The organism is Geodermatophilus sp. SYSU D00758, from assembly GCF_054049955.1.
The window spans coordinates 38840-64829 of the sequence record NZ_JBJGYK010000017.1 but is presented as its reverse complement, the minus strand read 5'-3'; the positions used below and the strand labels follow the sequence as shown (position 1 = coordinate 64829).

The 25990-nt window shown below is 74.5% G+C and carries 29 protein-coding genes; 14 read left to right on the top strand and 15 right to left on the bottom strand.

Annotated elements, in window-relative coordinates; genetic code table 11:
* The first annotated feature begins 101 nt into the window (after nt 1-101).
* The gene (locus ACI8AC_RS14290) at nt 102-857 is read left to right on the top strand and encodes a GNAT family N-acetyltransferase (RefSeq protein WP_456898456.1); all 756 of its coding nucleotides are present in this window, start codon (nt 102-104) and stop codon (nt 855-857) included.
* Here ACI8AC_RS14290 and ACI8AC_RS14285 read toward each other — a convergent pair.
* The 8 genes from ACI8AC_RS14285 to ACI8AC_RS14250 all read right to left on the bottom strand — a co-directional run bounded on the left by ACI8AC_RS14285 (nt 814) and on the right by ACI8AC_RS14250 (nt 9254).
* On the bottom strand, nt 814-1227 hold the full coding sequence (locus tag ACI8AC_RS14285) for a hypothetical protein (RefSeq protein WP_456898455.1): 414 nt from the start codon (nt 1225-1227) through the stop codon (nt 814-816). The genes ACI8AC_RS14290 and ACI8AC_RS14285 overlap by 44 nt on opposite strands.
* On the bottom strand, nt 1224-2120 hold the full coding sequence (mshB, locus tag ACI8AC_RS14280; RefSeq protein WP_456898454.1) for an N-acetyl-1-D-myo-inositol-2-amino-2-deoxy-alpha-D-glucopyranoside deacetylase: 897 nt from the start codon (nt 2118-2120) through the stop codon (nt 1224-1226). Before mshB ends, ACI8AC_RS14285 begins: the two co-directional genes overlap by 4 nt.
* A gap of 148 nt (nt 2121-2268) precedes the next feature.
* A complete protein-coding gene (locus ACI8AC_RS14275) occupies nt 2269-3468 on the bottom strand; it encodes an ABC transporter ATP-binding protein (protein WP_456898453.1) in 1200 nt (399 codons plus the stop codon).
* Nucleotides 3461-4513, bottom strand: coding sequence for an ABC transporter ATP-binding protein (locus tag ACI8AC_RS14270; protein WP_456898452.1), 1053 nt, complete (start codon nt 4511-4513; stop codon nt 3461-3463). Before ACI8AC_RS14270 ends, ACI8AC_RS14275 begins: the two co-directional genes overlap by 8 nt.
* The gene (locus ACI8AC_RS14265; RefSeq protein ID WP_456898451.1) at nt 4510-5487 is read right to left on the bottom strand and encodes an ABC transporter permease; all 978 of its coding nucleotides are present in this window, start codon (nt 5485-5487) and stop codon (nt 4510-4512) included. The genes ACI8AC_RS14270 and ACI8AC_RS14265 overlap by 4 nt, the downstream gene beginning before the upstream one ends.
* Nucleotides 5480-6403: an ABC transporter permease gene (locus ACI8AC_RS14260; RefSeq protein WP_456898450.1), complete on the bottom strand. Its 924-nt coding sequence runs from the start codon at nt 6401-6403 to the stop codon at nt 5480-5482. The genes ACI8AC_RS14265 and ACI8AC_RS14260 overlap by 8 nt, the downstream gene beginning before the upstream one ends.
* Nucleotides 6404-6540: 137 nt before the next feature.
* The gene (locus ACI8AC_RS14255; RefSeq protein WP_456898449.1) at nt 6541-8196 is read right to left on the bottom strand and encodes a peptide ABC transporter substrate-binding protein; all 1656 of its coding nucleotides are present in this window, start codon (nt 8194-8196) and stop codon (nt 6541-6543) included.
* A gap of 311 nt (nt 8197-8507) precedes the next feature.
* Nucleotides 8508-9254: a (deoxy)nucleoside triphosphate pyrophosphohydrolase gene (locus ACI8AC_RS14250; protein ID WP_456898448.1), complete on the bottom strand. Its 747-nt coding sequence runs from the start codon at nt 9252-9254 to the stop codon at nt 8508-8510.
* Between the two features lie 26 nt (nt 9255-9280).
* Between ACI8AC_RS14250 and ACI8AC_RS14245 the strand changes: the two genes are divergently transcribed.
* The 6 genes from ACI8AC_RS14245 to ACI8AC_RS14220 all read left to right on the top strand — a co-directional run bounded on the left by ACI8AC_RS14245 (nt 9281) and on the right by ACI8AC_RS14220 (nt 13675).
* Entirely contained in the window at nt 9281-9763 is a 483-nt protein-coding gene (locus tag ACI8AC_RS14245; RefSeq protein ID WP_456898447.1) for an RrF2 family transcriptional regulator, read from the top strand.
* Nucleotides 9764-9822: 59 nt separating this feature from the next.
* Nucleotides 9823-10404, top strand: a complete 582-nt coding sequence (gene cysC, locus ACI8AC_RS14240; protein ID WP_456898446.1) for an adenylyl-sulfate kinase — start codon at nt 9823-9825, stop codon at nt 10402-10404.
* A 213-nt stretch (nt 10405-10617) separates the two neighbouring features.
* Nucleotides 10618-12288 carry a nitrite/sulfite reductase gene (locus tag ACI8AC_RS14235; RefSeq protein WP_456898445.1) on the top strand — a complete coding sequence of 557 codons (1671 nt, stop codon included), beginning with the start codon at nt 10618-10620 and terminating at the stop codon, nt 12286-12288.
* A complete protein-coding gene (locus ACI8AC_RS14230; RefSeq protein ID WP_456898444.1) occupies nt 12285-12455 on the top strand; it encodes a hypothetical protein in 171 nt (56 codons plus the stop codon). The genes ACI8AC_RS14235 and ACI8AC_RS14230 overlap by 4 nt, the downstream gene beginning before the upstream one ends.
* On the top strand, nt 12452-13162 hold the full coding sequence (locus ACI8AC_RS14225; RefSeq protein ID WP_456898443.1) for a phosphoadenylyl-sulfate reductase: 711 nt from the start codon (nt 12452-12454) through the stop codon (nt 13160-13162). Before ACI8AC_RS14230 ends, ACI8AC_RS14225 begins: the two co-directional genes overlap by 4 nt.
* 219 nt (nt 13163-13381) lie before the next feature.
* Nucleotides 13382-13675: a 4a-hydroxytetrahydrobiopterin dehydratase gene (locus ACI8AC_RS14220; RefSeq protein WP_456898442.1), complete on the top strand. Its 294-nt coding sequence runs from the start codon at nt 13382-13384 to the stop codon at nt 13673-13675.
* 78 nt (nt 13676-13753) lie between these two features.
* Here ACI8AC_RS14220 and ACI8AC_RS14215 read toward each other — a convergent pair whose 3' ends face one another.
* From ACI8AC_RS14215 to ACI8AC_RS14205, 3 genes are all read right to left on the bottom strand, one after another.
* A complete protein-coding gene (locus tag ACI8AC_RS14215; protein ID WP_456898441.1) occupies nt 13754-16006 on the bottom strand; it encodes a PhoX family protein in 2253 nt (750 codons plus the stop codon).
* A 215-nt stretch (nt 16007-16221) separates the two neighbouring features.
* Complete coding sequence (locus ACI8AC_RS14210) at nt 16222-16614, bottom strand: DUF3037 domain-containing protein (protein ID WP_456898440.1); 393 nt, start codon at nt 16612-16614, stop codon at nt 16222-16224.
* Nucleotides 16611-17465: a HipA family kinase gene (locus ACI8AC_RS14205; protein ID WP_456898439.1), complete on the bottom strand. Its 855-nt coding sequence runs from the start codon at nt 17463-17465 to the stop codon at nt 16611-16613. The genes ACI8AC_RS14210 and ACI8AC_RS14205 overlap by 4 nt, the downstream gene beginning before the upstream one ends.
* Nucleotides 17466-17503: 38 nt before the next feature.
* Here ACI8AC_RS14205 and ACI8AC_RS14200 point away from each other — a divergent pair, with 38 nt between their 5' ends.
* The 5 genes from ACI8AC_RS14200 (at nt 17504) to ACI8AC_RS14180 (ending at nt 21416) form a co-directional block, all read left to right on the top strand.
* The gene (locus ACI8AC_RS14200) at nt 17504-18052 is read left to right on the top strand and encodes a DUF1990 family protein (RefSeq protein ID WP_456898438.1); all 549 of its coding nucleotides are present in this window, start codon (nt 17504-17506) and stop codon (nt 18050-18052) included.
* A gap of 379 nt (nt 18053-18431) precedes the next feature.
* A complete protein-coding gene (locus tag ACI8AC_RS14195; protein ID WP_456898437.1) occupies nt 18432-18539 on the top strand; it encodes an SDR family oxidoreductase in 108 nt (35 codons plus the stop codon).
* A gap of 27 nt (nt 18540-18566) precedes the next feature.
* Complete coding sequence (gene mftD, locus ACI8AC_RS14190; RefSeq protein ID WP_456898436.1) at nt 18567-19757, top strand: pre-mycofactocin synthase MftD; 1191 nt, start codon at nt 18567-18569, stop codon at nt 19755-19757.
* Between the two features lie 83 nt (nt 19758-19840).
* The gene (locus ACI8AC_RS14185; RefSeq protein ID WP_456898435.1) at nt 19841-20989 is read left to right on the top strand and encodes a serine hydrolase domain-containing protein; all 1149 of its coding nucleotides are present in this window, start codon (nt 19841-19843) and stop codon (nt 20987-20989) included.
* Nucleotides 20990-21032: 43 nt separating this feature from the next.
* Entirely contained in the window at nt 21033-21416 is a 384-nt protein-coding gene (locus ACI8AC_RS14180) for a DUF6958 family protein (protein ID WP_456898434.1), read from the top strand.
* Between the two features lie 24 nt (nt 21417-21440).
* On the opposite strand, the gene ACI8AC_RS14175 is transcribed toward ACI8AC_RS14180, so the two are convergent.
* Nucleotides 21441-22253 (bottom strand): formate/nitrite transporter family protein, encoded by an 813-nt coding sequence (locus ACI8AC_RS14175; protein WP_456898433.1) that lies wholly within the window; start codon nt 22251-22253, stop codon nt 21441-21443.
* Between the two features lie 136 nt (nt 22254-22389).
* Between ACI8AC_RS14175 and ACI8AC_RS14170 the strand changes: the two genes are divergently transcribed.
* Entirely contained in the window at nt 22390-23088 is a 699-nt protein-coding gene (locus ACI8AC_RS14170) for a monooxygenase (RefSeq protein ID WP_456898432.1), read from the top strand.
* Nucleotides 23089-23149: 61 nt separating this feature from the next.
* Here the strand turns inward: ACI8AC_RS14170 and ACI8AC_RS14165 are convergent, their stop codons facing one another.
* From ACI8AC_RS14165 to ACI8AC_RS14155, 3 genes are all read right to left on the bottom strand, one after another.
* Nucleotides 23150-23665, bottom strand: a complete 516-nt coding sequence (locus ACI8AC_RS14165) for an N-acetyltransferase family protein (RefSeq protein WP_456898431.1) — start codon at nt 23663-23665, stop codon at nt 23150-23152.
* An 82-nt stretch (nt 23666-23747) separates the two neighbouring features.
* On the bottom strand, nt 23748-24407 hold the full coding sequence (locus ACI8AC_RS14160) for an FAD-binding oxidoreductase (RefSeq protein WP_456898430.1): 660 nt from the start codon (nt 24405-24407) through the stop codon (nt 23748-23750).
* Between the two features lie 139 nt (nt 24408-24546).
* Nucleotides 24547-25155 (bottom strand): sulfite oxidase-like oxidoreductase, encoded by a 609-nt coding sequence (locus ACI8AC_RS14155; RefSeq protein ID WP_456898429.1) that lies wholly within the window; start codon nt 25153-25155, stop codon nt 24547-24549.
* A gap of 125 nt (nt 25156-25280) precedes the next feature.
* Between ACI8AC_RS14155 and ACI8AC_RS14150 the strand changes: the two genes are divergently transcribed.
* Nucleotides 25281-25985, top strand: a complete 705-nt coding sequence (locus ACI8AC_RS14150; protein WP_456898428.1) for a succinate dehydrogenase cytochrome b subunit — start codon at nt 25281-25283, stop codon at nt 25983-25985.
* Nucleotides 25986-25990 lie beyond the last annotated feature (5 nt).

Here is a 25990-nt window from a genome sequence, read left to right as displayed (position 1 = left end):
ACAGCGTTCAGTATGTCGTGCGACCGGGGCCCCGCGTGCGACGGGGGCGGCCGGGCTGCCCCCGTGGAGGGGCCCGGGCGGGACCGGCGAGGATCGCGGGCATGGGACAGAGCCGCAGCCCTGTGGGGGTGGCCGAGCTGGAGCGCGTGGCCGCCCGCGGCTGGCGCGGCACCGAGGAGGAGCCGCTGGGCGACTGGGTGTTGCGTGCCGGGGGCGGGTTCACCGGACGGGCCAACTCCGCCCTCGTCGTCGGCGACCCCGGGATGCCGCTGCCGGAGGCGGTCGCGGCGGTGACCGCCTGGTACGCCGCCCGGGACCTGCGGCCCGCCGCGCAACTGCCGGGCGTCGCGTCGCGCGCGGCGGACGCCGCGTTCGCCGCCGCGGGCTGGGAGCGGGACGAGGACGTCCTGGTGCTCACCGCCCCGCTGGCCGTGCCCCCGGCGGACGACGCCGTCGCCGTCGACCTCTCCCCCGCGCCCGACGAGGCCTGGCTCGCCGGGTACCGGCACCGCGGGCGCCCGCTGCCGGCCACCGCGCGCTCGGTCCTCACCAACGCGGACGAGGTCGCCTTCGCCTCGGTCCGGCGGGAACCGGAGCCGGCGCCGCTGGCCGCCGTCGGCCGCGGGGTGGTCACCGGCGAGTGGCTGGGGGTGGCCGCGGTGACCGTCGAGGAGGCGCACCGCAGGCAGGGCCTGGCCACCGCGGTGATGGCCGCGCTGCTGCGCTGGGGGGCGCGGCGCGGCGCCCGGTGGGTCTACCTGCAGGTGACGGCGTCCAACGCGCCGGCCCGGGCCCTGTACCGGCGGGCCGGGTTCATCGAGCACCACCGGTACCACTACCGGCTGGCCCCGGGCTGACCCGCGGCGCGGCGAGCACCCGGCCCACCGCGAACGCCGCCGCGACGACGCCCAGCAGCAGGAAGGCGAGGTTGACCACCCCGGTGACCCCGCCACCGGTGATGACGAGGTCCCCCTCCGGCCGGCGGGTGCTCGCCGCCAGGGCCACGGCCAGCCAGGCCAGCGCCGGGAGGACGGCGGCCGCGCGGGAGCCGGTCAGCCGCGCGGCCAGCGGGACCAGCAGCAGGTTCCCGGCCACCGCCGCGGCCACCGAGACCGGGGCCGGCACCCCGCCGACCCGCAGGGGCAGCCAGAAGACCTCGACGAGGGCCAGCCAGGTGGCCAGTGCGACGACGAGCAGCCCGCCGGCGACCCGCGCCGCCGCCCTCATCCGTCGATGCCGGCGAACAGGTCGTCCTCCCAGCCGTTCGCCCCCTGCCCGGCCGGACCGCGCTCGCCCCGCACCAGGCGGTAGTACTCGACGCCGAGCACCTCCTGGCCGAGGTTGTTGGACAGCGCGAAGAACGGCCCGTCGACGGTGATCTGGGTGGCGTGCGCGCGCATGGCGGCGTCCTTGCGCCCGGCGTGGGCCCGGCCGTCGACGGCGGCGGTGACCACCTCGTCGGGGACGGCGAAGGGCACCTGGTCGAGGTCGCCGAGCGAGTCGAACGGCGACTCCTCGCCGAGCGCGGCCATCGCCTCGACCCCCTGCCGCAGCACCGAGCGGGGCATGCAGCACCAGTAGACCTTGGCGACGTCCCACGCCTGGCCCAGGTCGGGCCGGTAGGCCGGGTCGGCGGCCCGCTCGACCGCGGCCATCGCCACCCGGTGCGCCTGGATGTGGTCGGGGTGGCCGTAGCCACCCTTCTCGTCGTAGGTGACGACGACCTGCGGGCGCACCTCGCGGACGAGGGCCACGGCGTGCGCGACCGCCTCGTCGAGGTCGGCCCGCCAGAACGCGCGGGGCTTGTCGTTGGCCGGGGTCCCCATCATCCCGGAGTCCCGGTACCGCCCCGGACCGCCGAGGAAGCGCCAGTCGGTGACGCCGAGCGCCTCCATCGCCGCCCGCAGCTCGGCGATCCGGTACCCGCCGAGCTGGTCGGCGTGCTCGGGGCCGAGCAGCTCCAGCTCGGGCACGAGCACCTCGCCCTCCTCGCCGAGGGTGCAGGTGAGCAGGGTGACCGAGACGCCCTCGGCGACGTAGCGCGCCATCGTCGCGCCGTTGTTGATCGTCTCGTCGTCGGGGTGGGCGTGCACGAGCAGCAGGCGGCGGTCAGCGGTCACGGTGGGCCATTCTCCCCGGACCGCCCGGACCGGGGTCCTGCGACCCCACCGCCGAGTCGATCACGGGGGTGGTGCACGCGGCCCGGGCCGACGCGCCGGGGACCTCGGCCGGATCCCCGTGATCACGGCGGCCCGGGCCGGGAACACCTCACTCGGCGTCGACGGGGACGACCTCACGGGCCTCGGCGAAGTGGCAGGACGACGGGTGCCCCTGGCCGCGGTCGACCAGGGCCGGCGGCTCCTGCGCGCAGATGTCCTGGGCCTTCCAGCAGCGGGTCCGGAACCGGCAGCCCGAGGGCGGGTCGGCCGGGCTGGGGACGTCGCCCTGGAGCAGGATGCGGTCCTTCTGCCCCCGCAGGTGCGGCTCGTGCAGCGGCACCGAGGAGAGCAGCGCCTGCGTGTAGGGGTGCGAGGGCGATCCGTACACCTGCTCGTCGGTGCCCTCCTCGACGATGCTGCCGAGGTACATGACCGCCACCCGGTCGGAGATGTGCCGGACGACGGACAGGTCGTGGGCGATGAAGAGGTAGGAGAGCCCGAACTCCTGCTGCAGGTCCTCGAGCAGGTTGACCACCTGGGCCTGGACCGACACGTCGAGGGCCGACACCGGCTCGTCGCAGACGATGATCTCCGGCCGCAGCGCCAGGGCGCGGGCGATCCCGATCCGCTGCCGCTGCCCGCCGGAGAACTGGTGCGGGTAGCGGTTGACGTAGTCGGGGTTGAGGCCGACCCGGTCGAGCAGCTCCTGGGTCCGCTGCAGGCGCCCCTTCTTCGGGGCCACGTCGTCGTGCACCGACCAGCCCTCGGCCACGATGTCGCCCACGGTCATCCGCGGGTTCAGGGAGGCGTACGGGTCCTGGAAGATGATCTGGACCTCGCGGCGGTACTCCTTGAGGGCCTTGCCGGAGAGCCCGGTGACGTCGCGGCCCTTGTAGACGATCGACCCGCCGGTGGGCTTCTCCAACGCCACGATCAGCTTCGACACCGTCGACTTGCCGCAGCCGGACTCGCCGACCAGGCCCACCGTCTCCCCGCGGCGCAGGGTGAGGTTGACGCCGTCCACGGCGCGGACGTGCCCGATGGTGCGCTTGAAGACGACGCCCTGGGTCAGCGGGAAGTGCTTCTGCAGGTCCCGGATCTCCAGCAGCGCGTCGCCGGTGGGCGGGGTGGACGGACGCGGCGCCCCCGTGGCGAGGGACGTGCCCTCGGCGAGCGGCGTCCCCTTGGAGAGGGATGCCGCCGTGGCACCGGAGCTGTCGTCAGGCCGTGTCGCCCGGCCCGACTCCGCGCCCCGGTCCGCTGCTCGCTCGTTCCCCGCTGCGGTGCTCCCGGGGCTGTCGTCAGGCACCGAGGACCTCCTCGCTGTAGTGGCAGGCCGCCTCGCGGCCGGGCACGACCAGCCGCAGCGGCGGGACATCGGTGTCGCACACCCGGCCCGGCAGCGCGTCGGCCCCGAGCCGGCGGCGCGAGCAGCGCGGGTGGAAGGGGCAGCCGGGCGGGATCGCGGCCAGGTTCGGCGGCTGGCCGACGATGGGCAGCAGCCGGCCGCCCTTGTGCTCTACCTGCGGCACCGAGCTCATCAGGCCGTCGGTGTAGGGGTGCGCCGGGTCGCTGAACACGTCGTCCACGGTGCCCCGCTCGACGATGCGCCCGGCGTACATGACCGCGACGTTGTCGGCGACCTCGTTGACCACGCCGAGGTCGTGGGTGATGAGGATCAGGCCCATGCCGGTGTCGCGCTGGAGGTCCTTGAGCAGGTCCATCACCTGGGCCTGCACCGTGACGTCGAGAGCGGTGGTGGGCTCGTCGGCGATGAGGACGCGCGGGTCGAGGGCGATGGCCATCGCGATCATGACCCGCTGCCGCATGCCCCCGGAGAACTGGTGCGGGTAGTCGTTCACCCGCGCCCGGGCGCCGGGGATGCGCACCCGGTCCATCAGCTCGATGGCGTGCTGCTTGGCCTCCTTGCGCGAGGTGCCGCGGTGCGCGCGGAACATCTCGCCGATCTGGAAGCCGACGCTGTAGACCGGGTTCAGCGAGGACAGGGCGTCCTGGAAGATCATCGAGATCCCCGGCCCGCGGACCTTGCGCTGCTCCTCCTCCGGCATCGTCAGCAGGTCGCGCCCCTGGAAGAAGATGCCCCCGCCGTTGATCCGCGCCGGCGGGGAGTCGAGGATCCCCATGATCGCCTGGGCGGACACGGACTTCCCGGACCCGGACTCCCCGAGGATGGCCAGGGTCTCCCCCTCGGCGAGGGAGTAGCTGACCCCGTTGACGGCGTTCACGACGCCGCTGCGGGTCCGGAACTCGACGTGCAGGTCGTCGACCTCGAGCACGGGGGTGCCGGTGGAGCCCGACGCCGGGGTCGGCTCGGACAGGTCGGGGCGGGTCATGCGCGCTGCCTCGGGTCGAGGGCGTCGCGCAGGGCGTCACCCAGCATCACGAACGCCATCACGGTCAGGGTCAGGACGAGGCTCGGGAAGAGCACCAGGTGCGGCGAGACGCGCAGCAGGTTCTGCCCGGCGTCGATCTGCAGGCCCCAGGAGATCGCCGGCCGCTGCAGGCCCACGCCGAGGTAGGTCAGCGTGGCCTCCGCGGCGATGAGCACGCCGATCGTGATCGTCGTGTACACCAGCACCGGCGCCACCGCGTTCGGCAGGATGTGCCGGACCAGGATGCGCCCGTTGGACGCGCCCATGGCCCGGGCCGCCGCGACGTAGTCCGAGCTCTTCACCGCGATCACCTGGGACCGGACCAGCCGCATCGCGGTCATCCAGCCGAACGCGGCCAGCGCGATGGCGACCGCCACCACCCCGCGGCCGAGGGTCCCGCTGCGCAGCACCACGAGGGCGCCGAGCACCAGGGGCAGGGCGTAGAAGATGTCGGTGATCCGGGAGAGCAGGCTGTCGACGCCGCCGCCGAAGAACCCGGCGACCGCCCCGACGAGGACCCCCATCACGAGGACCACCGCCACGGCCAGCAGGCCGATGATCAGCGAGTTGCGCGCGCCGTAGACGACGTTGGCGAGGTAGTCGCAGCCCTGCTGGTCGAACCCGAACCAGTGCTCGGCCGAGGGCTTCTGCTGGCTGTTGGCCAGGCTGCAGTCCCGCGGGTCGGCGCCCCGGGCGAACAGCGACGGGAACAGCGCCATGAGCACGAACCCCAGGGCGAGGAGCGAGCCGATCCAGAACAGCGGGTTGCGCTTGAGCTCGCCCCAGGCATCGCTCCACAGGCTGTTCTGCCGGGCGTCGGTGACGTCGACGTCCGGGTCCTCCAGCCCGGTCTGCGTCCCGGCCTGGACCTCGTCGTGGCGCAGGTCGGCCTGCTGCTGGTCGGTCACCGTGGACCGCCGGGTCGGGTCAGTCATAGCGGATCCTCGGGTCGAGGACGGCGTAGAGCACGTCGACCACCAGGTTGAAGAAGATGAAGAAGAAGACGAAGAGCGTCACGATGCCGACCACGACCGCGCCCTCCTGGGCACGGATCGCGTCGTAGACCGCCCGCCCGAGACCCGGCAGGTTGAACACCGACTCGGTGACGATCGCACCGCCCATGAGCGTGCCGATGTCGGCGCCGATGAAGGTGACCACCGGGATGAGGCTGTTGCGCAGCGTGTGGCGGACGATGACCGTCCGCCTCGGCAGGCCCTTGGCCCGCGCCGTCCGCACGTAGTCCCCGCGCAGGTTCTCCGCCACGCTCGTGCGGGTCAGCCGGGCCACGTAGGCCAGCGAGCCGGCGGCGAGCACCATGCCCGGGAGCAGGTAGCTGTACCAGCCGTCCCCGATGCCGGCGATGGGGAACCAGCCGAACTGCAGGCCGAACACGAACTGCGCGACGAAGGCCAGCACCAGGATCGGGATCGAGACGACCAGCGTGCTTGACACCAGGACCAGGTTGTCGAGGAACCCGTTGCGGCGGATGCCGGCCAGGACCCCCGCGATGATCCCGATGACCGCCTCGATCGCGATCGCGACCACGGTCAGCCGGACGGTGACCGGCAGCCGCTGCTCGATCGTGTCGAGCACCTCGCGGCCGCGGAAGTCGGTGCCGAAGTCGCCCTGGACCAGGTCGCCGAGGTACTTGACGTACTGGATGACGAACGGGTCGTTGAGGTTGAACTCCTCGCGGAGCTCGGCCTGCACGGCCGGGGAGAGCGGGCGGTCACCGCCGAGCGCGCGGATGGGGTCGCCGGGCAGGGCGTACACCAGCGCGAAGATCAGGAAGGAGGCGCCGATCAGGACCGGGATGGTCAGCAAGAGGCGGCGCGCGACGTAGCGGCCCATGTCCCCCCTCGGGTGTGTGCGCCGGCCTGACGGGCGGGCGCCGGATCCATCGTGCTCTGTCGAGGGCACACGCGCCGCCGGGGGCGACCGTCCTGGCGTGGACGGCGCCCCCGGCGGGTGGTGCGTTCCCTACAGGGTCAGCCGACGACCTGAACGTCCGCGACGCGGACGCGGCCGAAGGCGTCGATGATGACGTTGTCGACGTTCTCCGAGTGCGCACCCTGGTTCAGCCGGTAGAACAGCGGCGCGGCGGGGAGGTCCTCGAGGAGGATGTCCTCGGCGTTCTGGTACGCCTCGATCGCCGCGTCGTTCGACTCCGCGGAGTTACCCGCGGCCAGCGCCTGGTCGAACTCCGGGTTGCTGTAGAAGGTCACGTTCGACCCGGCCGGCGGGATGGCGGCGGTGGAGTACAGCGGGCCGAGGAAGTTCTCGGCGACCGGGTAGTCCATGATCCAGCCGGACCGGAACGGGCCGGTCATGCCCTGCGCGTCCTGCAGCGGCAGGTACTCGGAGAAGTCCAGGTTGCCCTGCAGGTTGTAGTCGACGCCGAGGTTCTCCCGGATCTGGTTGCCGATGGCCTCCATCCAGGCGTCGTGGCCGGCGCCGGCGTTGAACCACAGGTCGACCGGCTGGCTGCGGTCGAAGCCGGCCTCGTCGAGCAGCCGGTTGGCCTCCTCGACGTCCAGGTCGCAGACCTGGCAGGCGTCCTCGCGGAAGCCGTCGACGACCGGGCTGATGTAGGAGGTCGCCGGGGTGCGGGTGCCGTTGAAGATGGCGTCGCTGATCGCCTGCCGGTCGATCGCCATCGAGAACGCCTTGCGCACGTTCGGGTCGGCGAAGCGCTGGTCGTAGGTCGGGAAGCCCAGCGAGGTGATGTCGCCCTGCGCCGTCTCGATGTACCGGTCGCCGAACTCACCCTCCGCCGAGGCGATGACCTCCGGCGGCAGCTGGTCGACGATGTCGACGTTGCCGGCCTGGAGGTCGGTGTAGGCGGTGTTCTGCTCGGTGTAGATGCGGTACTCGACCGAGTCGGCGTTGCCCTCGGTCTCGCCGGCGTAGTCCTCGTAGCGGGTCAGGGTGATGCCCTGGCCGGGGACGAGGGCCTCCTCGGCCTGGAACGGGCCGTTGCCGATCGGCTGCTCGCCGAAGCCCTCCGGGTCCTCGAAGAACGCCTCCGGCAGCGGGGCGAACGCGGTGTACCCGGTGGTGGTCGGCCACTGCGCGTACGGCGAGGTGAGCTCGACCTCGAAGGTCTGGTCGTCGATGACGCGCAGGCCCGACATCTCCGTGGCGGCCGGCTCACCGGTGACGTTGCCGGCGTCGTCGGTCGGCGCCTGCAGCTGGTCGTAGCCCGCGATGTTCGAGAAGAAGTACGAGTTGCCCTGCGCGTTCGGGCTGTACGCGGTGTAGTTCCACGCGTCGACGAACGACTGCGCGGTGACCGGCGTGCCGTCGTGGAAGGTCCAGCCCTCCTTGAGGTTGACCGTCCAGGTCTGCTGGTCCTCGGACTCGATCGACTCGGCGACCCCGGTGAAGACCGCCTCGTTGGTCTCGACGTCGTACTGGACCAGCCGGGTGAACAGCGAGTCGACGATCTGGCCACCCTCGGTCTCGTTGGTGTTGCCGGGGACCAGCGGGTTCTCCGGCTCACCGATGTAGACGCTGAAGGACCCGCCGTCGCCCCCGGCCGCGCCGGTGCCGCCCTCGTCGTCCCCGCCGCCACAGGCGGACAGCACCATCGCGCCGGACAGCCCGGTCGCGATGAACGCCGCGGATCGCTTGCTCAACCTCACGTGCAATGCCTCCCTCGTCCCGCGCTGCGGGGGGAATGGTCTCGTTCTCCGGCGGCCGGGCGCGCGGCCGGGCCGGCGGGATCGTGCGGACAGGTACCGGTCGGTCGGTACGTCGGGAAAACCTAGGCGCGTAGCGCACCGGCCGCCACGACCGACACCGACTTGTGACCTCGGCTCACCGTCTCACAGCGTGGAATCGTGGTTGCGGGCGGAGGGGTCGACCCCCTCGGGAGGAGTTGCGGCCCGCGCTCCGTACCGCCGCAAGGAGTCCGCCTCCTCGCGGCGGGCGCCACAGGGTCCACAGGGTCCGGTCAGCGGCGCCCGTCGAGCAGCCCCCGGACGGCCGGCAGCAGCGGCCGATCGGCGGGGATCCAGTCGAGGTCGTCGAGGTCGGCGGCACCGACCCAGCGCAGCTCGGCGTGCTCGTGGGCGGTCGGGGCCGCTCCCCCGGCGGCGGTGGCCGACCACAGGCGCAGGGTGGACCCCCCGGGCGCGCCCCCGGCGACGACACCGTCGAGCACCACCTCGCCGAGGAAGGCACCGGGCACCACGGTGAGCCCCAGCTCCTCCTCGAGCTCGCGGACCAGCCCGGCGCGCTCGTCCTCGCCCGGCTCGACCTTGCCGCCGGGGAACTCCCAGCAGCCGTCGTAGGGGCCACCGGAGCGCTGGGCGACCAGCACTCGGTCGCCGTCCACGAGGGCCGCACCGACCACCTGGACGACGTCGCGCGCCCGCCGGGCGGCCACCGCGGCGTAGGCGTCCAGCCGGGCGGACGCGGCCCGGCCCAGCCGGCGGACGCGCAGCCGGTCGGCCACCCGGCCGAGGGCGCCGGGCAGCCGGCCGGCCCACTCGAGCTCGTCGTCGACCCGCGTCCCCGCGCCGGTGGCGGCGAACCGGCGGGTGCGCCGCAGGCCGCCGCGGGCGTGCACCACGCGCTCCGGTCGCACCGCCTCGACCTCCTCGAGCGGGGGCGACCAGGAGCCGTCGGGGCCGCGGGCGACGTCGAAGGCCACCGTCAGCGGCGCCTCCACCAGGGTGGTGAACCGCAGTCGTGGCACCCGCCCAGGGTCGCAGACCGGGCAGGATGGGCCCCGTGCGCATCACCGCCCGCGTCGACTACGCCGTCCGCGCGGCCGTGGAGCTGGCGGCGGTCGCCCCCGGCGCGCTCACCTGCGACCGGATCGCGACCGCCCAGCAGATCCCCTCGCGCTTCCTCCAGTCCATCCTCGGCGACCTCCAGCACGCCCGGCTGGTCACCAGCCAGCGCGGCCGCGAGGGCGGCTACCGGCTCGCGCTGCCGCCGGAGGAGGTCTCGATCGCCCGGGTGATGCGGGTGGAGCAGGGCTTCCTCGCCGAGGTGCACGGGCAGCGCCCGGAGGACGTCGAGTACCCGGGCACCGCCGGACCCCTCGCCTCGGTGTGGGTGGCCGCCCGGGAGGCCTACCGGCGGGTGCTCGAGGAGGTGACGCTGGCCGACGTGGTGGCCGGGAAGCTGCCGGGCGCGGTGGCGGAGCTGGCCGCGCTCGAGGAGGCGTGGCGCTCGTTCTCCTCCGAACCGCGGGGGTGACCCGGCCGCCGGGACGCCCGACCGACCGCGACCGCGACCGGCTGGGCCAGGATGGCGGCATGAGCGCGCCGCACCGGGGTGTCACCGTGTTCCTCACCGGCCTGTCCGGGGCCGGGAAGTCGACCATCGCCGACGCGCTGATCGCCGAGCTGGAGGCCGAGGGCCGGCCGGTGACGGTTCTCGACGGGGACGTCGTCCGCACCCACCTCTCCAGCGAGCTGTCCTTCTCCAGGGAGCACCGCGACCTCAACATCCGCCGGATCGGCTTCGTCGCCGGCGAGGTGGTCAAGCACGGGGGGACGGCGGTCGTCGCGGCCATCGCCCCGTACGAGGCCGCCCGCGAGGAGGCCCGGGCGCTCGTCGAGCGGCACGGCCGGTTCGTGCTGGTGCACCTGGCCACCCCGCTGGAGGTCTGCGAGGAGCGCGACGTCAAGGGGCTGTACGCGCGGGCCCGCGCCGGGGAGATCCCGGTCTTCACCGGGGTGAGCGACCCCTACGAGCCGCCGCTGCACCCCGAGCTCGTGATCGACACGTCGGTGACCCCGCTGGCGCGGTCGGTGGCCCTCGTCCGCGCCGCGATGGAGGACCGACCCCTGGAGGGACCCCGCGCCCGGGGCGGGGCCGGTGCCCCGGCTCGCTGATCCCCCGTCGTGTGGGACGATGGGCGGGTGACCGGTCGTGGCCTGCTGCTCGTCGAGCGCCGCCACATCGACCTGGCGCTGGTGAGCAGCGCCGTCTGTCGCCCGGAGCGCTGACCCCGGTCCCCTCGCGCAGCACCCGCTGCGCCACCCCGATCCGGCAGCGCCCTCGTGCCCGGGTGCCGTCCCGGCGGAGGGGCGCAGGAAGAAGACGACGTGACCACCCCCCGCACCAGCAGCCGTCCCCAGCGTGGCCAGGGCCAGTGGGCGCTCGGCTACCGCGAGCCGCTCAACCCCAACGAGCGGATGAAGAAGGACTCCGACGGCCTCGAGGTCCGCCAGCGGATCCTCGACATCTACGCGCACACCGGCTTCGACGGCATCGACCCCTCCGACCTGCGCGGCCGGATGCGCTGGATGGGCCTCTACACCCAGCGCGCCCAGGGCATCCCCGGCGGGAAGACCGCCGTGCTGGAGCCCGAGGAGCTCGAGGACTCCTACTTCATGCTGCGCGTGCGCATCGACGGCGGGCAGCTCACCAGCGAGCAGCTGCGCGTCATCGGCGGCATCAGCACCGAGTTCGGCCGCGACGTCGCCGACGTCACCGACCGGCAGAACGTGCAGCTGCACTGGATCCGCATCGAGGACGTGCCCGAGATCTGGCGGCGGCTGGAGGCGGTGGGCCTGTCCACCATGGAGGCCTGCGGCGACACCCCGCGCGTGATGCTCAACTGCCCGTTGGCCGGCGTCCTCGAGGACGAGGTGATCGACGCCACCGACGTGGTCGCCGAGACGGTGGCCAAGTACGTCGGCAGCCCGGAGTTCAGCAACCTGCCGCGCAAGTGGAAGACGTCGATGTCCGGGTGCGCCGACCACTGCACCGGGCACGAGATCAACGACGTCTCCTTCGTCGGGGTCCTCGACGACTACGGCACGCCGGGCTACGACCTGTGGGTCGGCGGCGGGCTGTCGACCAACCCCAAGCTGGCCCAGCGGATCGGCGTGTTCGTCCGGCCCGAGGAGGTCACCGAGGTGTGGGCCGCCTGCACGGCGGTCTTCCGCGACTACGGCTACCGCCGGCAGCGCAACCACGCCCGGATCAAGTTCCTCATGGCCGACTGGGGCCCCGAGCGGTTCCGCCAGGTGCTCGAGGACGAGTACCTGCACCGGCAGCTTCCCGACGGCCCCGCGCCCGCGCCGCCGAAGCACGACCAGCGCGACCACGTCGGCGTCATGCGGCAGAAGGACGGCCGCAACGCCGTCGGCTTCGCCCTGCGCACCGGCCGCATCGGCGGTGAGCTGCTGGCCCGCGTGGCCGACCTGGCCGACGAGTACGGCGCGGGCCGGATCCGGACGACGGCCCAGCAGAAGCTCGTCGTCCTCGACGTCCCCGACGACCGGGTGGAGGGCCTCGTCGCCGCGCTCGCGGAGCACGACCTGCAGGTCCGGCCCTCGGCCTTCCGCCGCGGCACCATGGCCTGCACCGGCCTGGAGTTCTGCAAGCTGGCCATCGTGGAGACCAAGGGCCACGCGCAGGACCTGTACGCCGAGCTCGAGAAGCGGCTGCCGGACTTCGACGAGCCCGTCTCGATCAACGTCAACGGCTGCCCCAACAGCTGCGCCCGCTTCCAGACCGCCGACATCGGGTTCAAGGGGTCGATGGTCCGCGACGACTCGGGCGAGATGGTCGAGGGCTTCCAGGTGCACCTCGGCGGGCACCTCGGCGTCGAGGCCGCGTTCGGCCGGAAGTTCCGCGGCCACAAGGTGACCAAGGCCGAGACGGCCGACTACTGCGAGCGCGTGCTGCGCGGGTACCTCGAGCGGCGCGAGCCGGGCGAGCGGTTCGCCGCCTACGTCGCCCGGGCCGAGGAAGCGTGGCTCGTGTGACCGAGGACACGCCCTCGGGCCGGACGCGGCAGCTGCCGGTCTTCTGTTGCCCCTACTGCGGGGACGAGGAGCTCACCCCGCACGGGGACGGGGGCGAGTGGCACTGCGCCGCCTGCCTGCGGACCTTCACCGTCCGGCTGACCGGGACAGGAGTGCAGCACCCATGACGACCGCCGTCGCGCCGACCCCCGAGCTGGCCGCCGAGGCCGACGCCCGCTTCGAGGCCGTCGCCGACCCGGTGGAGCAGGCCCTGGCGGTGCTGCGCTGGGCCGGGGAGACCTTCGGCGAGGGCTTCGCGATCACGTCGTCCATGGCCGACGGGCTGCTGGCGCACCTGGCCTCGCGCGCCGTCCCGGGCGTGCACGTCGTCTTCCTGGACACCGGCTACCACTTCGCCGAGACGATCGGCACCCGGGACTGGATCAGCGGGGTCCTGCCGATCACCCTGGTGAACGTCACCCCGGAGCGGACGGTCGCCGAGCAGGACGCCGAGCACGGCCCGCGGCTGCACGACCGGGAGCCGGACCTGTGCTGCGCGCTGCGCAAGGTGCAGCCGCTGGCGCGGGCGCTGGCCGGGTACGCGGCGTGGGGCTCGGGGGTGCGCCGCGACGAGTCGCCGACGCGGGCCGGCACCCGCCTGGTCGACTGGGACACCAGGCGTGGCATGGTCAAGGTCAACCCGATCGCCGCCTGGACCCAGGCCGACGTGGACGCCTACATCGCCGAGCACCAGGTGCCGGTCAACCCGCTGCACGAGGTCGGCTACGCCTCGATCGGCTGCGCGCCGTGCACCCGGCCGGTGGCCCCGGGCGAGGACCCCCGGGCCGGTCGCTGGGCCGGCCGCGGCAAGACCGAGTGCGGCCTGCACGCCTAGAAGGACCTCGTTCCTCCCCACGGCACGCTCCGCGCGCCGCGGGCCCCTGGAACGAGGCCGTCAGACCCCACGGCACGCTCCGCGCGCCGCTGGAACCAGGCCGTCGGACCCCACGCCACGCTCCGCGCGCCGCTGGAACCAGGCCGTCGGACCCCACGCCACGCTCCGCGCGCCGCGGGCCCCTGGAACGACGCCGTTCCGGCACGTCACCATGGACGAGTGCCCCGACCTCCGCGCCTGTCCCCCGACGAGCTCTCCGCCGCCCTCGCCGGGCTGCCGCTGTGGTCGGGGGACGGCGAGGGGATCCGGCGCTCGATCGAGCTGCCCGGCTTCCCGGACGCGGTCGCCGCGCTGGTCCGGATCGCCTTCCTGGCCGAGCAGCTGGACCACCACCCGGACGTCGACCTGCGCTGGCGGACCCTGCACCTCTCGCTGGTCAGCCACTCGGCCGGCGGGGTGACCGAGCTGGACCTGGACCTGGCCCGCCGCATCGACGCACTCTTCCCCGCCTGAACCCGGCGATCACGGCGCCGTGACCGCGGACCGGGTCGATCCGGTGGTCACGGCGCCGTGATCACGCCGACGGGGCCCTCAGCTCCCGACGCGCCCGCCGTCGCGCCGGTAGGCCACCGCGACGCTGGGCCGCGGGAACGGCCGCCGGGGCAGCCGGTCGGGCCAGGTGCTCGTCGGCGCGTCCCGGGTCGAGCCCGTGGTCTCGCCCGGGTGCTGGACCGACACGAACACCGACCGGCCGTCCGCGGGGATCATCGGGCCGCTGCACTCCGCCCCGATCGGGACGGTGAGGAAGGCCTTGAGGTGCCCGCGCTCCGGCCCGTCGGTCGGGACGGCGAAGAGGCCGTCGTTGGTGCCGGCGAAGGTGCCGACCTCCTGGTTGCGCTCGGAGAGCACCGTCCCGTCGGTGGAGATCCACAGGTTCCCGGCCGGGTCGAACTCCAGGTTGTCGGGGCAGGAGATGGCGCTGACCTGCAACTTGTCGTACCCGGCGAAGTACGTGCCGGGGAACTCCGGGTCGCCGCAGAGGATGAAGACCCGCCAGGTGAACCGGTCGGAGGTGGCCGAGCCGGTCTCCTCCCACTCGATGACGTGCCCGTTGCGGTTGCCCGGCTGCTCCTCGAAGGTGGCCGCCGTGCCCGCCGCCTCGTCGGCGGGCTCGAAGGCGTACGAGCGGGTCAGCGGGTTGGCCTCGTCGGCTCCCGGCTGCCCCTCGACCCCCGTCCGGCGCGAGTTGTTGGTCAGCGCGGCGTAGACCCGGCCGTTGACCGGGTTGACCTGGATGTCCTCGGGCCGGTCCATCTTGGTCGGCAGCACGGTCCCGTCGACCACCACCGGGTTCTCCGGGTCCGGGAAGTCGCCGTTCTCGTCCAGCTGCTTGCCGAGCCGGTCGGCGGCCAGCCGGGTGAAGGTCAGCACCCAGGCGACGTCCTTGCCGGGGATCATCGACCTCCCGTCCTGGACCAGCGGGAGCCAGCGGCCGGTGCCGTCGAACGCGCCGTCGCCCGGCAGGGCACCGCTGCCGTCGATCTCGGCGGCCGGGGAGTCCCCCTCGAAGCGGGCGACGTAGAGGTCGCCCTCCTCGAGCAGGGTCATGTTGTGCCGGCGCGCGGCCCGCCCCCCGCCCGGGTCGAAGGTCTTCTTCGAGACGAACTTGTAGATGTAGTCGAAGCGCTCGTCGTCCCCGGAGTAGGCGACGACCCGGCCGTCCTCGGCGATGCGGACGTTGGCCGCCTCGTGCTTGAAGCGCCCCAGGGCGGTGTGCTTCCGCGGTGTCGAGGTCGGGTCGTAGGGGTCGACCTCGACGACCCACCCGTGCCGGTTGACCTCGTGGGGCTCCCGGGCCAGGTCGAACCGCGGATCGACCTCGTGCCACGCGCGTCCGGGCGGCTCGTCGGTGCTGATGCCGTAGCGGCCCAGCCGCGGCTCGCGGGGGTCCTCGGTGATCGGCACCGTGGTCCCGAAGTACTGGTTGAAGTTCTCCTCGCCGTGCAGGGTCGTCCCCCACGGCGTGACACCGCCGGCGCAGTCGTTGAGGGTGCCGAGGACGGTGGCGCCCTCGGGGTCGGCCGTCGTCCGCACGTACCCCGACCCGGCCGCGGGGCCGGTCAGCCGGAACTCCGTCGCGGGGGTGATCCGGCGGTTGCGGCTGCGGTCCCGCGCGGGACGCCACCGGCCGGTCCGGCCCACCCGCTGGACCTGCACCACCGAGATGCCGTGGGCCATCATCGCGATGCGCTTCTGCTCGTCGGTGGTGGGCGCGTCCTCGTCGGCCACCCCGGAGAACATCAGCTGCTCGTTGGTGTACTCGTGGTTGACCACGAGCATCGCGTTCCGGTCGTCGAGGGGCAGCCAGCCGATGAAGTCGCAGTTGTAGCCGAACTGCCGGGCCTGGGCCTCCGGCGTCTGGGCGTCCACGTCGAAGTCGGGTGCGCCCTCCTCCACCGGGTCGCCCCAGCGCATGACCACCGAGCAGGCGTAGCCCGCGGGCACGACCAGCTCGTCGAGGAGGTTGCGCTGCACCGGCTCGAAGGTGAGCGCACCGTCCCCGCCCGCCCCGTGGCGGCGGCCCGGCGTGGCCAGGGCCGGCTCGGGGAGCAGCGGGCCGGCCGCCACCACGAGCGCACCGGCGCCGGCCACCTTGAGCAGGCTGCGCCGGCTGACCGCGGCCTGGACGACCGAGTCGAAGGTGGGGTTGTCCGTGCGGTTGGGGACCGCGGCGTCGCAGGCGTTGCCGCACTTGTAGTAGCAGGTGGTGTGGCTGCGGGTGCCGTGCCGGACGGAGTTCAGCAGGGGCAGGAGCAGACGGCGGCGGGGACTGGTGTCCGTCATGGTGTCCTCGGGCTCTGGTGGACGTGCTGTGGTGTAGGGGGCGCCCGGACGCTAAGGAGCCGGGACGACCGCCGGATGGCCCGCGGGAGAGCAGCCCGTGAAGCAGTCGGCCACCCCCCGTTCACCCGGGTGGCGTACGGGGCGTCGGTGCGGCGAGCAGGCCGGTCCACCTCCGCGCCCGCTCGCAGGGCCCGCCGGGGCTGCGCCCGGGACCGTCAGCCGGCGACGGGCAGCACCAGCAGCCGCAGCAACCGGTCGGCCTCGCCGTCCGGGTCGTCGGTCAGCCCGGTGTGCACCGGCCCGGGCTGGACGACGGTGCTGCGCGGCGCGGTGAGCCAGCGGAACCGCGAGCCCAGCGTCTCCCGGCCGGCCGCGCCGGAGGCCGGGTCGGCGCTGCACACCTCCGCGGCGGCCTGCAGCGCCCGGGCGATCGCCTCCGGGTCGGCGGTCGGGTCCAGGACCCGCAGCCGGTCGACGTCGAGGTGCACCCGCGAGCCGAGGTAGTCGCGCTGCCGGCAGTACACGAGGACGCCGGCGTTGATGGCCTCCCCGCGCTCCACCCGCGGCACGACCCGCAGGACGGCGTACTCGAAGGTGTCCCGGCTCACCGCTGGCTCATCCCCGGGGGCGGGGGCGGCCCGAGCCAGGCCGGCCGGTTCTCCCCCCGCCGGGCCCGGCGGCGGGGCCGGCCGGCGCGGGCGGCCTCGACCAGCGGCGGCAGCCAGGCGTCCCGGGCGTCGAGCCGGGCCAGCAGCTGCCCGGTGTAGCGGGCGCGGACGGCCTCCGGGGGCTCGTCCGGCGACGGGCCCTCGCACCACTCGTCGGGCACCTGGGCGAGCGCGCCCTCGAGCAGCTCCCGGGTGACCCGCGGGGCGAGCGCGGTGTCGGCCGCGCGGACGTCCGGCTCGCACTCGACCAGGGCGTGCTGGCCGGCGTCGTAGGGCCGGGCCACCGCGGCGGGCGCCCCGGGCCACGAGTGGTGGAAGGTCAGCGCCGCCCCGTGGTCGATCAGCTGCAGCCGACCGTGCCAGAACAGCATGTTCGGGTTGCGCCACGACCGGTCGACGTTGCCCACGAGCGCGTCGAACCACAGCACCCGGCCGGCCAGCTCCCGGTCCACCGTGGCGACCCCCGCCTCGAAGTCCAGCGCGCCGGGCAGGTAGTCCAGCCCGAGGTTGCGCCCCGCCGAGCGCTGCAGCAGCTCCTGCACCTCGGGGTCGGGCTCCCCCACGGCCAGCTCGGGGACGACGTCGACGGTCACCAGGGCCGGCACCGGCAGCGACAGCGCCCGCGCGAGCTCCCCGCAGACCACCTCGGCGACGAGCACCTTCACGCCCTGGCCGGCGCCGCGCCACTTGACCACGTAGGTGCCGAGGTCGTCGGCCTCCATCAGCCCGGGCAGCGAGCCCCCCTCGCGCAGCGGGGTGACGTAGCGGGTGGCGGTGACGGCGGGCAGCACAGTGGCCGCGACCCTACCGGCGCCGGAGACTGGCCGGCGTGGGCCTGTTCCGCGCGCTGACCCCCGCCGACCTCGCCGGCGTCCCGCTGACCTACCCGGAGGTCGGCGCGACGCGGGACGGCCGGTGGCCACCCCCGGGCTACCGCAGCGACGAGCGCACCGCGGTCGTCGGCTCCGGCGCCGCGGCGTTCGAGCGGGCCGCCGCCGCGGTGTTCGGCTGGCGCATGCAGCGCAGCGTGGGGCTGCGGGTGCGGGCCGACGGGCCGCCGACCGAGCCGGGGACGGTCGTCGTCCTCACCGCGGGGTTCGCCCGGCCGGGCTACGACATCCCCTGCCGGGTGGTCTGGGCGCAGCCGGACGGCGACGAGCGCGGCTTCGGCTACGGCACCCTCCCGGGGCACCCGGAGACCGGCGAGGAGGCCTTCCTCGTCCGGCTGCACCCGGACGGCGCCGTGGAGTTCCGGCTGCGGGTGTTCTCCCGGCTGGCCACGCCGGCGGCGCGCCTGGCCGGGCCGGCGTCCTGGGCGGTGCAGCGGCTGGCCACGGCCCGCTACCTCTCGGCGGTCCGCCGGGCCGCCGCGGGCTGAGCCGATCAGCCGATGACGGCGGTGTTTGCGATCCCGTGACACCGGGCCCGGACCGGGGTCCGGCCCGGCCGGCCGGGTAGCGCACCGGGTGCCAGGACCTGCACGGACACGTGCGGACGGGACGGGGCCTGCGGCCGACGCCGGCGTCAGCACGTGCCCGACCACGCACCCGGAGGAGGCAGTCGTGGCAGGACGGGTCGAGGGCGAGGTCGCCTCCATCACCGGTGCCGCACGCGGCCACGGTGCACCCGACCGGCGTGGCCACCGACATGATCTTCGGCAAGTCGGCGTACGGGCCCTACCTCCCCGGGGCCGAGCACCCCACCGAGGAGGAGGCGGCCCGGCGTACCAGGAGACCAACGCCCTGCCCGTCCCGTGGGTGGAGCCGGTCGACCTCAGCAAAGCCCTGCCCTTCCTCGCGTCCGACGAGGCCCGCTACGTCACCGGGACGGAACTCGCGGTCGACGCCGGCTCCACCCTCCGGTGACGCCCGGGCCCCGAGGAGAGGACAGCGATGGCGAACGAGTGGTTCGAGACCGTCACCGAGGCACGGCGGCTGGCGAAGAGGCGGCTGCCCCGGTCGGTGTACCTGGCCTGCGTCGCCGGGTCCGAGGAGGGGGTGACCCTCCGGGACAACTGCGACGCGTTCAGCGAGCTGGGGTTCGCCCCGCACGTGGCGGGGCTGTCCGCGGAGCGGGACCTCTCCACCTCGGTGATGGGCCAGCCCATCTCGATGCCGGTGATGATCTCGCCGGTCGGCGTCCAGGCGGTGCACCCCGACGGCGAGGTCGCCGTCGCCCGCGCGGCGCACGCCAAGGGCACCGCGATGGGGCTGTCCTCCTTCGGCAGCCGTCCCGTCGAGCAGGTCGTCGAGGCCAACCCGCAGACGTTCATCCAGACCTACTGGGTGGGCGGCCGGGAGGCCATGGCCCGTCGGCTGGAGCGGCACCGCAGAGCCGGGGCCAAGGGGCTCGTCCTCACCCTCGACTGGTCGTTCGCCACCGGCCGGGACTGGGGCAGCCCGGACATACCCGAGCAGCTCGACCTGCCGACGATGGCGAGGTTCGCCCCCGAGGCCGCGGTGCGCCCGCGCTGGGCGCTGCGGTACGCGCGGCGGCTGCAGCTGCCCCGGCTGGCGGTGCCGAACATGGCCGTCGACGGCGAGGAGCCGCCCACGTTCTTCCAGGCCTACGGCGAGTGGATGCAGTCCAAGAGGCCGGACTGGGAGGACGTCGCCTGGCTGCGCGAGCAGTGGGACGGCCCGTTCATGCTCAAGGGGGTCACCCGGGTCGACGACGCCCGGTGCGCGGTGGACGCCGGCGTGACCGCGATCTCGGTGTCCAACCACGGGGGCAACAACCTCGACGGGACCCCGGCCACCATCCGGGCGCTGCCCGCGGTGGCCGAGGCCGTCGGCGACCGGGTCGAGGTCGTGCTGGACGGCGGCATCCGCCGCGGCAGCGACGTGGTCAAGGCCCTCGCCCTCGGTGCCCGCGCGGTGATGATCGGCCGCGCCTACCTGTGGGGGCTGGCCGCCAACGGGCAGGCGGGGGTCGAGAACGTCCTCGACGTGCTCCGGAGCGGGATCGACTCGGCGCTGCTCGGGATGGGCCACTCGAGGGTCACCGAGCTGGGCCGCGAGGACGTCGTGGTCCCGCCCGGGTTCACCCGGCGGCTCGGCGTGGAGGGTCCCGCGGTCCGCTGACGGCGCACCGACGGGCGCGCTCCGATGAGTCCGCGGCCGCCGGCCGGTCGGATCCGGGGAGGACCCGATGCGAGGAGGCGGCCGTGGGACTGGCGGAGGACGTCGCGACGGTGGTGGGCGACCACGTCGCGGCCGGGGCGGTGCCCGGGGCGGCGTGGTGGGTGCGCCGGGACGGCGAGGCCGCCCGCGGCGCGGCGGGGGTGCACACCCCCGGCGGGGAGGACCCGGTGCGGCCGGACACCGTCTTCCGCATCGCCTCGATCACCAAGCCGGTGGTGGCGGTCGCGGCGCTGTCCCTGGTCGAGCAGGGGCTCCTCGGCCTCGACGACCCGGTCGACGGCGCCCTCCCCGAGCTGGCCGGACGGCGGGTGCTGGCCGACCCGGCCGACCCGGCGGCGGGCACCGTGCCGGCGGAGCGGCCGATCACGGTGCGCGACGTCCTCACGTCCCGGCTGGGCCTGGGCATCGACTTCACGGTGCCGTGGCCGTCCCCGACCGTGGCCGCGGCGCTGGCCGCAGGGCTCCCGCTGGGCCCGCCCGCCCCGCAGGCCGCGCCGGAGCCGGACGAGTGGCTGCGCCGCCTGGCCACCCTCCCGCTGGCGCACCAGCCCGGCCGGCGCTGGCTCTACCACACCGGCGCGAGCGTGCTCGGCGTCCTCGTCGCGCGGGTGGCCGGGCGGCCGCTGCCCGAGGTCCTGGCCGAGCGGGTGCTCGGGCCGGTGGGGATGACGAGCACCGGGTTCGGCGTCCCCGACGGCGCCCGCGACCGGCTGGGTCCGCACTGGACCCCTCCGGGGGAGGACGGGCGCCGGGCGCTCCACGACCCGGCCGACGGCCAGTGGGCGCGCCCCCCCGCCTTCCCCGACGGCGGCGACGGGCTGGTCTCGACCGTCGACGACCTCGCCGCCCTCGCCGGCGTCCTCGCCGCCGGAGGCCGCACGCCGGGCGGGGTGACCGTGCTCCGCGCCGGCACGGTGCGCGCCATGCTCACCGAGCAGGCCGGCCCGGTCGACGGCGAGGGCGGCGGCTGGGGGCTGGGCATCGGCGTCCGGCGCGAGGACGAGCCGGGCGGGCGGCACGCGGGCTCCTGGGGCTGGGACGGCGGCCTGGGCTCCTCCTGGTGGACCGACCCGGTCTCCGACGCCACGGCGGTCCTGCTGACCAACCAGACGTGGTCCTCCCCGGAGCCGCCGGCGGTGTTCGGCGACCTCCGCGCGGTCGTGTTCGGCTAGCGGACCCGCGCCGGACCCCGCCGGCGCCGGGCACAGTGGGGTCGTGCGCGACGCCCACTCGGGTCCCGTCCCCGACAGCGCCTGGGCGGCGGACGCCGCGGCCCGCGCCCGGGGCCGGGTGGTGGTGTTCAACGCCACCCGGCCCGGCGGCCTCGACGGCTGGACCATGGACCTGCGCCAGTACGAGCTCCTGCGCGCGCACGTCCTCGACGCCGTCGACGAACTGGCCGGCCCCGACGGGACCGCGCTGCTGCGCGACGTGGTGGCCCTGGGGCAGGACCGGTACGGCCGGCACGAGCTCTTCCCCGGCGGGCGGCTGCGCAACTACGTGACCTGCACCAAGGTCGACCTCGAGGCCCGCGGGGAGATCGAACGGGTCCCGGGGTCGAGCCCGCAGCGCATCCGCCGTCGGGCCCCGGAATGCTGACCGCCGGTCAGGACCGTGCCGACCTCAGGACCGTGCCGACGCGCGCTCCTGCTGGATGAGCTCCTTGCTGCGGACCAGGCGCAGGGCGGTCACCACCAGCAGCCCGCCGACCAGGTTGAGCAGGGCGACGTACCAGAACCAGGCCAGCCAGTCGCCGTAGCCGAACGGCGCTCCGGCGTGCAGGGCGGCGAAGAGGATCAGCGAGTCCAGGATCGAGTGGAACAGCACCAGGCCGGCCAGCAGGAAGCCACCGACCACCGAGGCCACCAACTTCCCGGCCTCCGAGACCGCGCCGTGCTGCATGCGGGTCATCAGCGTGATGACGATGCCGGCGAGCAGCGCGAGGCAGACCGCGCGCAGGTCCAGCGGGGCGTCGACGAACGCGGCCGAGGACTCGATCGCGATGCCGCCCAGCTCGGGCAGGGCGTGGACGACCAGCCACATGACCAGCCAGCCGCCGACGAGGTTGGCCACCAGGGTCCCGCCCCAGAGCTTGGCGAGCATCGTGGCGCTCGCGCGGCCGGCGACCACCGCGGTGACGGGGACGAGGAACCCCTCGGTGAACAGCTCGCTGCGCGCCAGCGCGAGGGCGATGAAGCCGACGCTGAAGGCCAGCCCCGCCAGCAGGTGGCTGCCGGTCTCGCCGTAGACGGCCAGCAGCGCGACGACCCCGGTGGCGATCTCGATCCCGCCCGCCAGGCCCGTGGTGATGACCTCCCGCCACGAGCGGTGCAGCCGCTGCGCGCCCTGGTCGACGATCCGGTCGAACGCCTCGACCACCTCGTCCTCGGCCGGGGCGTCGGTCTCCCCCAGTTCCTGCCGGGTGTCCTGGACCACGTGCCCTCCTCGGTGACGGGCCGACCGGGCTCCCGGCGGAGGCCCACGGCGACGGCGGTGGGGACTACCCGCTCCGCGCCCGTCCGCACACCCGGAGCACGGCAGCGGGTGGCGCTCGTCGGGGAGGATCGGTCGGGTGACCAGCCGCCGGATCGCGACCCTGCACGTCTGGGGCGTGCCGACCCGGGCGGTGCCCGGCGCGCTGCTGCGCATGGCCGCCGACCGCCGGGCGCTGCGCCGCACCCCCGGGCTGCGGTTCGCCAAGCTGCTCGGCACCGGCAGCGGCCGCACCTTCACCCTCTCCGACACCGACCCCCGCCGCTGGGCACTGCTCGCCGTCTGGGACGACGCCCGGGCGGCCGAACGGTTCGCCCGGGGCCCGGTCCCCGGGCGGTGGCGCCGGCTGGCCGACGAGGAGTGGTCGGTCCGGCTGCGCCCGCTGACCGCCCGCGGGCTGTGGTCGCGGCAGGAGCCCTTCGGCCGGCCGTGGCCGCAGCGCTGGGACGGCCCGGTCGCCGCGGTCACCCGCGCCCGGTTGGTCCCGCGCAAGGCGCTGTCGTTCTGGCGGGCCGTCCCGCCGGTCTCGGCCGACCTGCACGCCAGCCCCGGGCTGCGGCTGGCGATCGGCATCGGTGAGGCGCCCCTGGGCCTGCAGGGCACGTTCAGCCTGTGGGACTCCGCAGCGGCCCTCGGCGCCTTCGCCCACCGCCGCGCCCCGCACCGTGAGGTCGTCGCCCGCACCGCCCGGGAGGGCTGGTACGCCGAGGAGCTGTTCGCCCGCCTCGGGGTGCTCGACGCCGAGGGCACGATCGGCGGCCGGGACCCGCTGGGCTGACCGCGAGGGGGCCGCCGGCCTCACCCCGCCGGCCTCACCCGACGGCCCCGTCCCGGCGTCCTCAGAGCCGGCAGGTGAGGTGCAGCTCGTCGCGGTCGTCGCCGGGCGCGACCCGGATCGCGCCGGCCATCCGGCCGAACTCCCGGTAGCCCAGGCGCTCGTAGAAGGACTCGGTCCCGGTGCCGCCGCGCACGGTCAGGTGCAGGAACTCCAGCCCCCGCGCGCGGGCGAGGTCGTGCACGCCCTCGATCAGGACGCGACCCAGGCCCTCCCCCTGCCGGTCCGGGTGCACCTGCACCCGGAGCACGGTCGCCCAGTGCTGCCGCAGCGGGCTCTGCGAGAGGGAGAGGACGGCGAAGCCGGCCCGCTCGCCGTCCACCTCGAGCACGGCGAGCACCTCGCGCCCCTGCTCGACCCGGCAGAGGAGCGCGTCCAGGACGGGGGCGACCTCGTCCGGGGTCACCGGGGGGACGAAGCCGACCGCCCCGCCGGCGTTGCTGACGTCGGTCCAGCAGGCGAGCAGCCAGCCCCGCAGCTCCTCGTCGACGGTCGACACCGCGCTCACCCGGGCGTTCATGCGGCTGATTCTCCCGGTGGGTCCCGGCGGCCTGGACAGGGGGACGGCGGCGCGCGAGGCCGGTGCCCCCCCGGGGCGCCGGTCAGCCGCTGGGGCCGAAGCGCTCCACCCGGATCGACGTCGCCGGCACGCCCAGGCCGAGCAGCAGCTGGGAGGCCGCCTCGGCGAAGGCCGACGACCCGCAGACGTAGCAGGTCTGCCCCGGCTCCCACAGCGGCACGAGGTCGGCCGGGGTGAGCCGGCCGGCGGGCCGGATGCCGTGCGGCTCGCGGGTGGTGACGACCAGGGCACCGGCGGCGGCCAGCTCGTCGGCGTAGGCCAGCTCGGCCAGCGTCCGCGTGGAGACGGCCACGCGCAGCAGGTCGGTGCGGCCGAGCTCCGCGGCGGTGCGCACCATCGACACGAAGGGCACGACACCGACCCCACCGGCGACCAGCAGCGCCGGGGTGGCGCCGTCCCACACGAACCAGCCGCCGATCGGACCGCGCACCTCCAGCTCGTCGCCGGGCTCCACGACGTCGGCGAGGAACGTGGAGACCTCCCCGTCGTCCAGCCGCTCGACGAACAGCTCGACCAGCGGGTCGCCCGGCGCGGAGGCCACCGAGTAGGACCGCTGCGCGGTGTAGCCGTCCGGCGCGGTGAGCCGGACGACGTAGTGCTGCCCCGGCAGGTGGTCGACCCGGTCGGCGACGTCGAGGCGCAGCTGGACCGAGCGCGGCACCGGGCGGCGGACGCCGGCCACCGTCGCCGTCCGCCACCCCGGTACGGCCCCCTCCCGAAGCTCACCCCGGGTCTGCGAGGGGTCTGACGGCCTCGGTGCAGGGTCCCGCCGCGAGCTTGCGAGCGGTGGGGGGCAGCGAGGTCCTTCCCGGGGTCCGTTCTCAGTCACCCTGGTAGCGCTGCTGGCGCCACGGGTCGCCGAGGTCGTGGTAGCCGTTCTGCTCCCAGAAACCCGGCTGGTCGCGGGAGAGCAGGGTCAGCCGGGTGACCCACTTGGCGCTCTTCCAGAAGTACAGGTGCGGGACGAGCAGCCGCACCGGCCCGCCGTGCTCCACCGGCAGCGGCCGGCCGTCGTACTCCCAGACCAGCCAGGCCTTCCCGCCCAGGACGTGCTCGAGGGGCAGGTTGGTGGTGTACCCGGTCGTGGAGGTGGCGACGACGAAGCGCGCCTCGGCCGTCGGGCGGGCCGCCTCCAGGAGCGTGTCGACGCTGACACCGGCGAACCAGGTGTCGAACTTCGACCAGGTGGTGACGCAGTGGATGTCGCCGCGGTACTCCGAGCGCGGCAGCCGGTGCGCCTCCTCCCAGGTCCAGGTGGTCGGGGACTCCACCCGGCCGTCGACGGTGACGCTCCAGGTCTCCGGGGCGATCCGCGGCGTCGGCTCGGCCGTGAGCACCGGCCAGTCCGCGCCGACGTCGTACTGGCCGGGCGGGAGACGGGGGTCCCGGTCGCGGCGTCGGCCCAGGAAGCCCCGCGTGGGTCCGGCCATGTCGTCCTCCCTCGGGTGGGTCTCGGGCCGCTGCATACCACGGATGGGTTAGGACAGCCTTACGAGAGCTTTTTCACCGGGTGTCTACGTGGCCGACGACACGGTCGCGGCCTAGCTTTGTGCTCGTGGTGACGGTGACGCAGCCGGGTCAGCGCAGGACCCCGAAGGCAGCGAAGACGAACTCGGTCGCGAAGAAGGCGATCATGGCGGTCAGCGGCATCGTGATGGTGCTGTACCTGATCGTGCACATGATCGGGAACCTCAAGGCGTTCTCGGGTGCGGAGGCCTTCAACTCCTACTCCGGCTGGATCCGCACCGTCGGCAACCCCGCCGTCCCCGGCGAGACGACGCTGTGGGTCATCCGGATCGTGCTGCTGGTGGCGGTGGTCGCGCACTTCTGGGCGGCGATCTCGTTGTGGCGCCAGGCCAAGCGCGCCCGCCCGCAGGGCTACGTGACCAAGAAGCCCGTGGCCCAGAGCTACGCCTCGCGGACCATGCGCTGGGGCGGGGTGATCGTCGGGCTGTTCATCATCTACCACATCCTCGACCTCACCCTGGGTGTGGCCAACCCGGAGGGCTACGACAGCACGCCCTACGAGCGGCTGGTGGCCAGCTTCTCGAACCCCTTCGCCACCGCGTTCTACATCATCGCGCTGGTCCTGCTGGGCATGCACCTGCGCCACGGCATCTGGAGCGCCACGCAGACCCTCGGTCAGAGCAACAAGCGGCGCGAGCGGACCGTCAACGCCTTCGCCCTCGTCTTCTCCGTGGTGCTGATCGGCGGTTTCCTGCTCACCCCCTTCGCCGTCCTGTTCGGCGTCATCGACTGACCGGA

Bases quoted from the DNA above. Each gene is read 5' to 3' on its own strand.
- ACI8AC_RS14290 (WP_456898456.1), top strand. From the start codon at position 102: ATGGGACAGAGCCGCAGCCCTGTGGGGGTGGCCGAGCTGGAGCGCGTG.
- ACI8AC_RS14285 (WP_456898455.1), bottom strand. From the start codon at position 1,227: ATGAGGGCGGCGGCGCGGGTCGCCGGCGGGCTGCTCGTCGTCGCACTG.
- ACI8AC_RS14270 (WP_456898452.1), bottom strand. From the start codon at position 4,513: ATGACCCGCCCCGACCTGTCCGAGCCGACCCCGGCGTCGGGCTCCACC.
- ACI8AC_RS14265 (WP_456898451.1), bottom strand. From the start codon at position 5,487: ATGACTGACCCGACCCGGCGGTCCACGGTGACCGACCAGCAGCAGGCC.
- ACI8AC_RS14260 (WP_456898450.1), bottom strand. From the start codon at position 6,403: ATGGGCCGCTACGTCGCGCGCCGCCTCTTGCTGACCATCCCGGTCCTG.
- ACI8AC_RS14245 (WP_456898447.1), top strand. From the start codon at position 9,281: ATGGGCCCCGTGCGCATCACCGCCCGCGTCGACTACGCCGTCCGCGCG.
- cysC (WP_456898446.1), top strand. From the start codon at position 9,823: ATGAGCGCGCCGCACCGGGGTGTCACCGTGTTCCTCACCGGCCTGTCC.
- ACI8AC_RS14225 (WP_456898443.1), top strand. From the start codon at position 12,452: ATGACGACCGCCGTCGCGCCGACCCCCGAGCTGGCCGCCGAGGCCGAC.
- ACI8AC_RS14215 (WP_456898441.1), bottom strand. From the start codon at position 16,006: ATGACGGACACCAGTCCCCGCCGCCGTCTGCTCCTGCCCCTGCTGAAC.
- mftD (WP_456898436.1), top strand. From the start codon at position 18,567: ATGGCGAACGAGTGGTTCGAGACCGTCACCGAGGCACGGCGGCTGGCG.
- ACI8AC_RS14165 (WP_456898431.1), bottom strand. From the start codon at position 23,665: ATGAACGCCCGGGTGAGCGCGGTGTCGACCGTCGACGAGGAGCTGCGG.
- ACI8AC_RS14155 (WP_456898429.1), bottom strand. From the start codon at position 25,155: ATGGCCGGACCCACGCGGGGCTTCCTGGGCCGACGCCGCGACCGGGAC.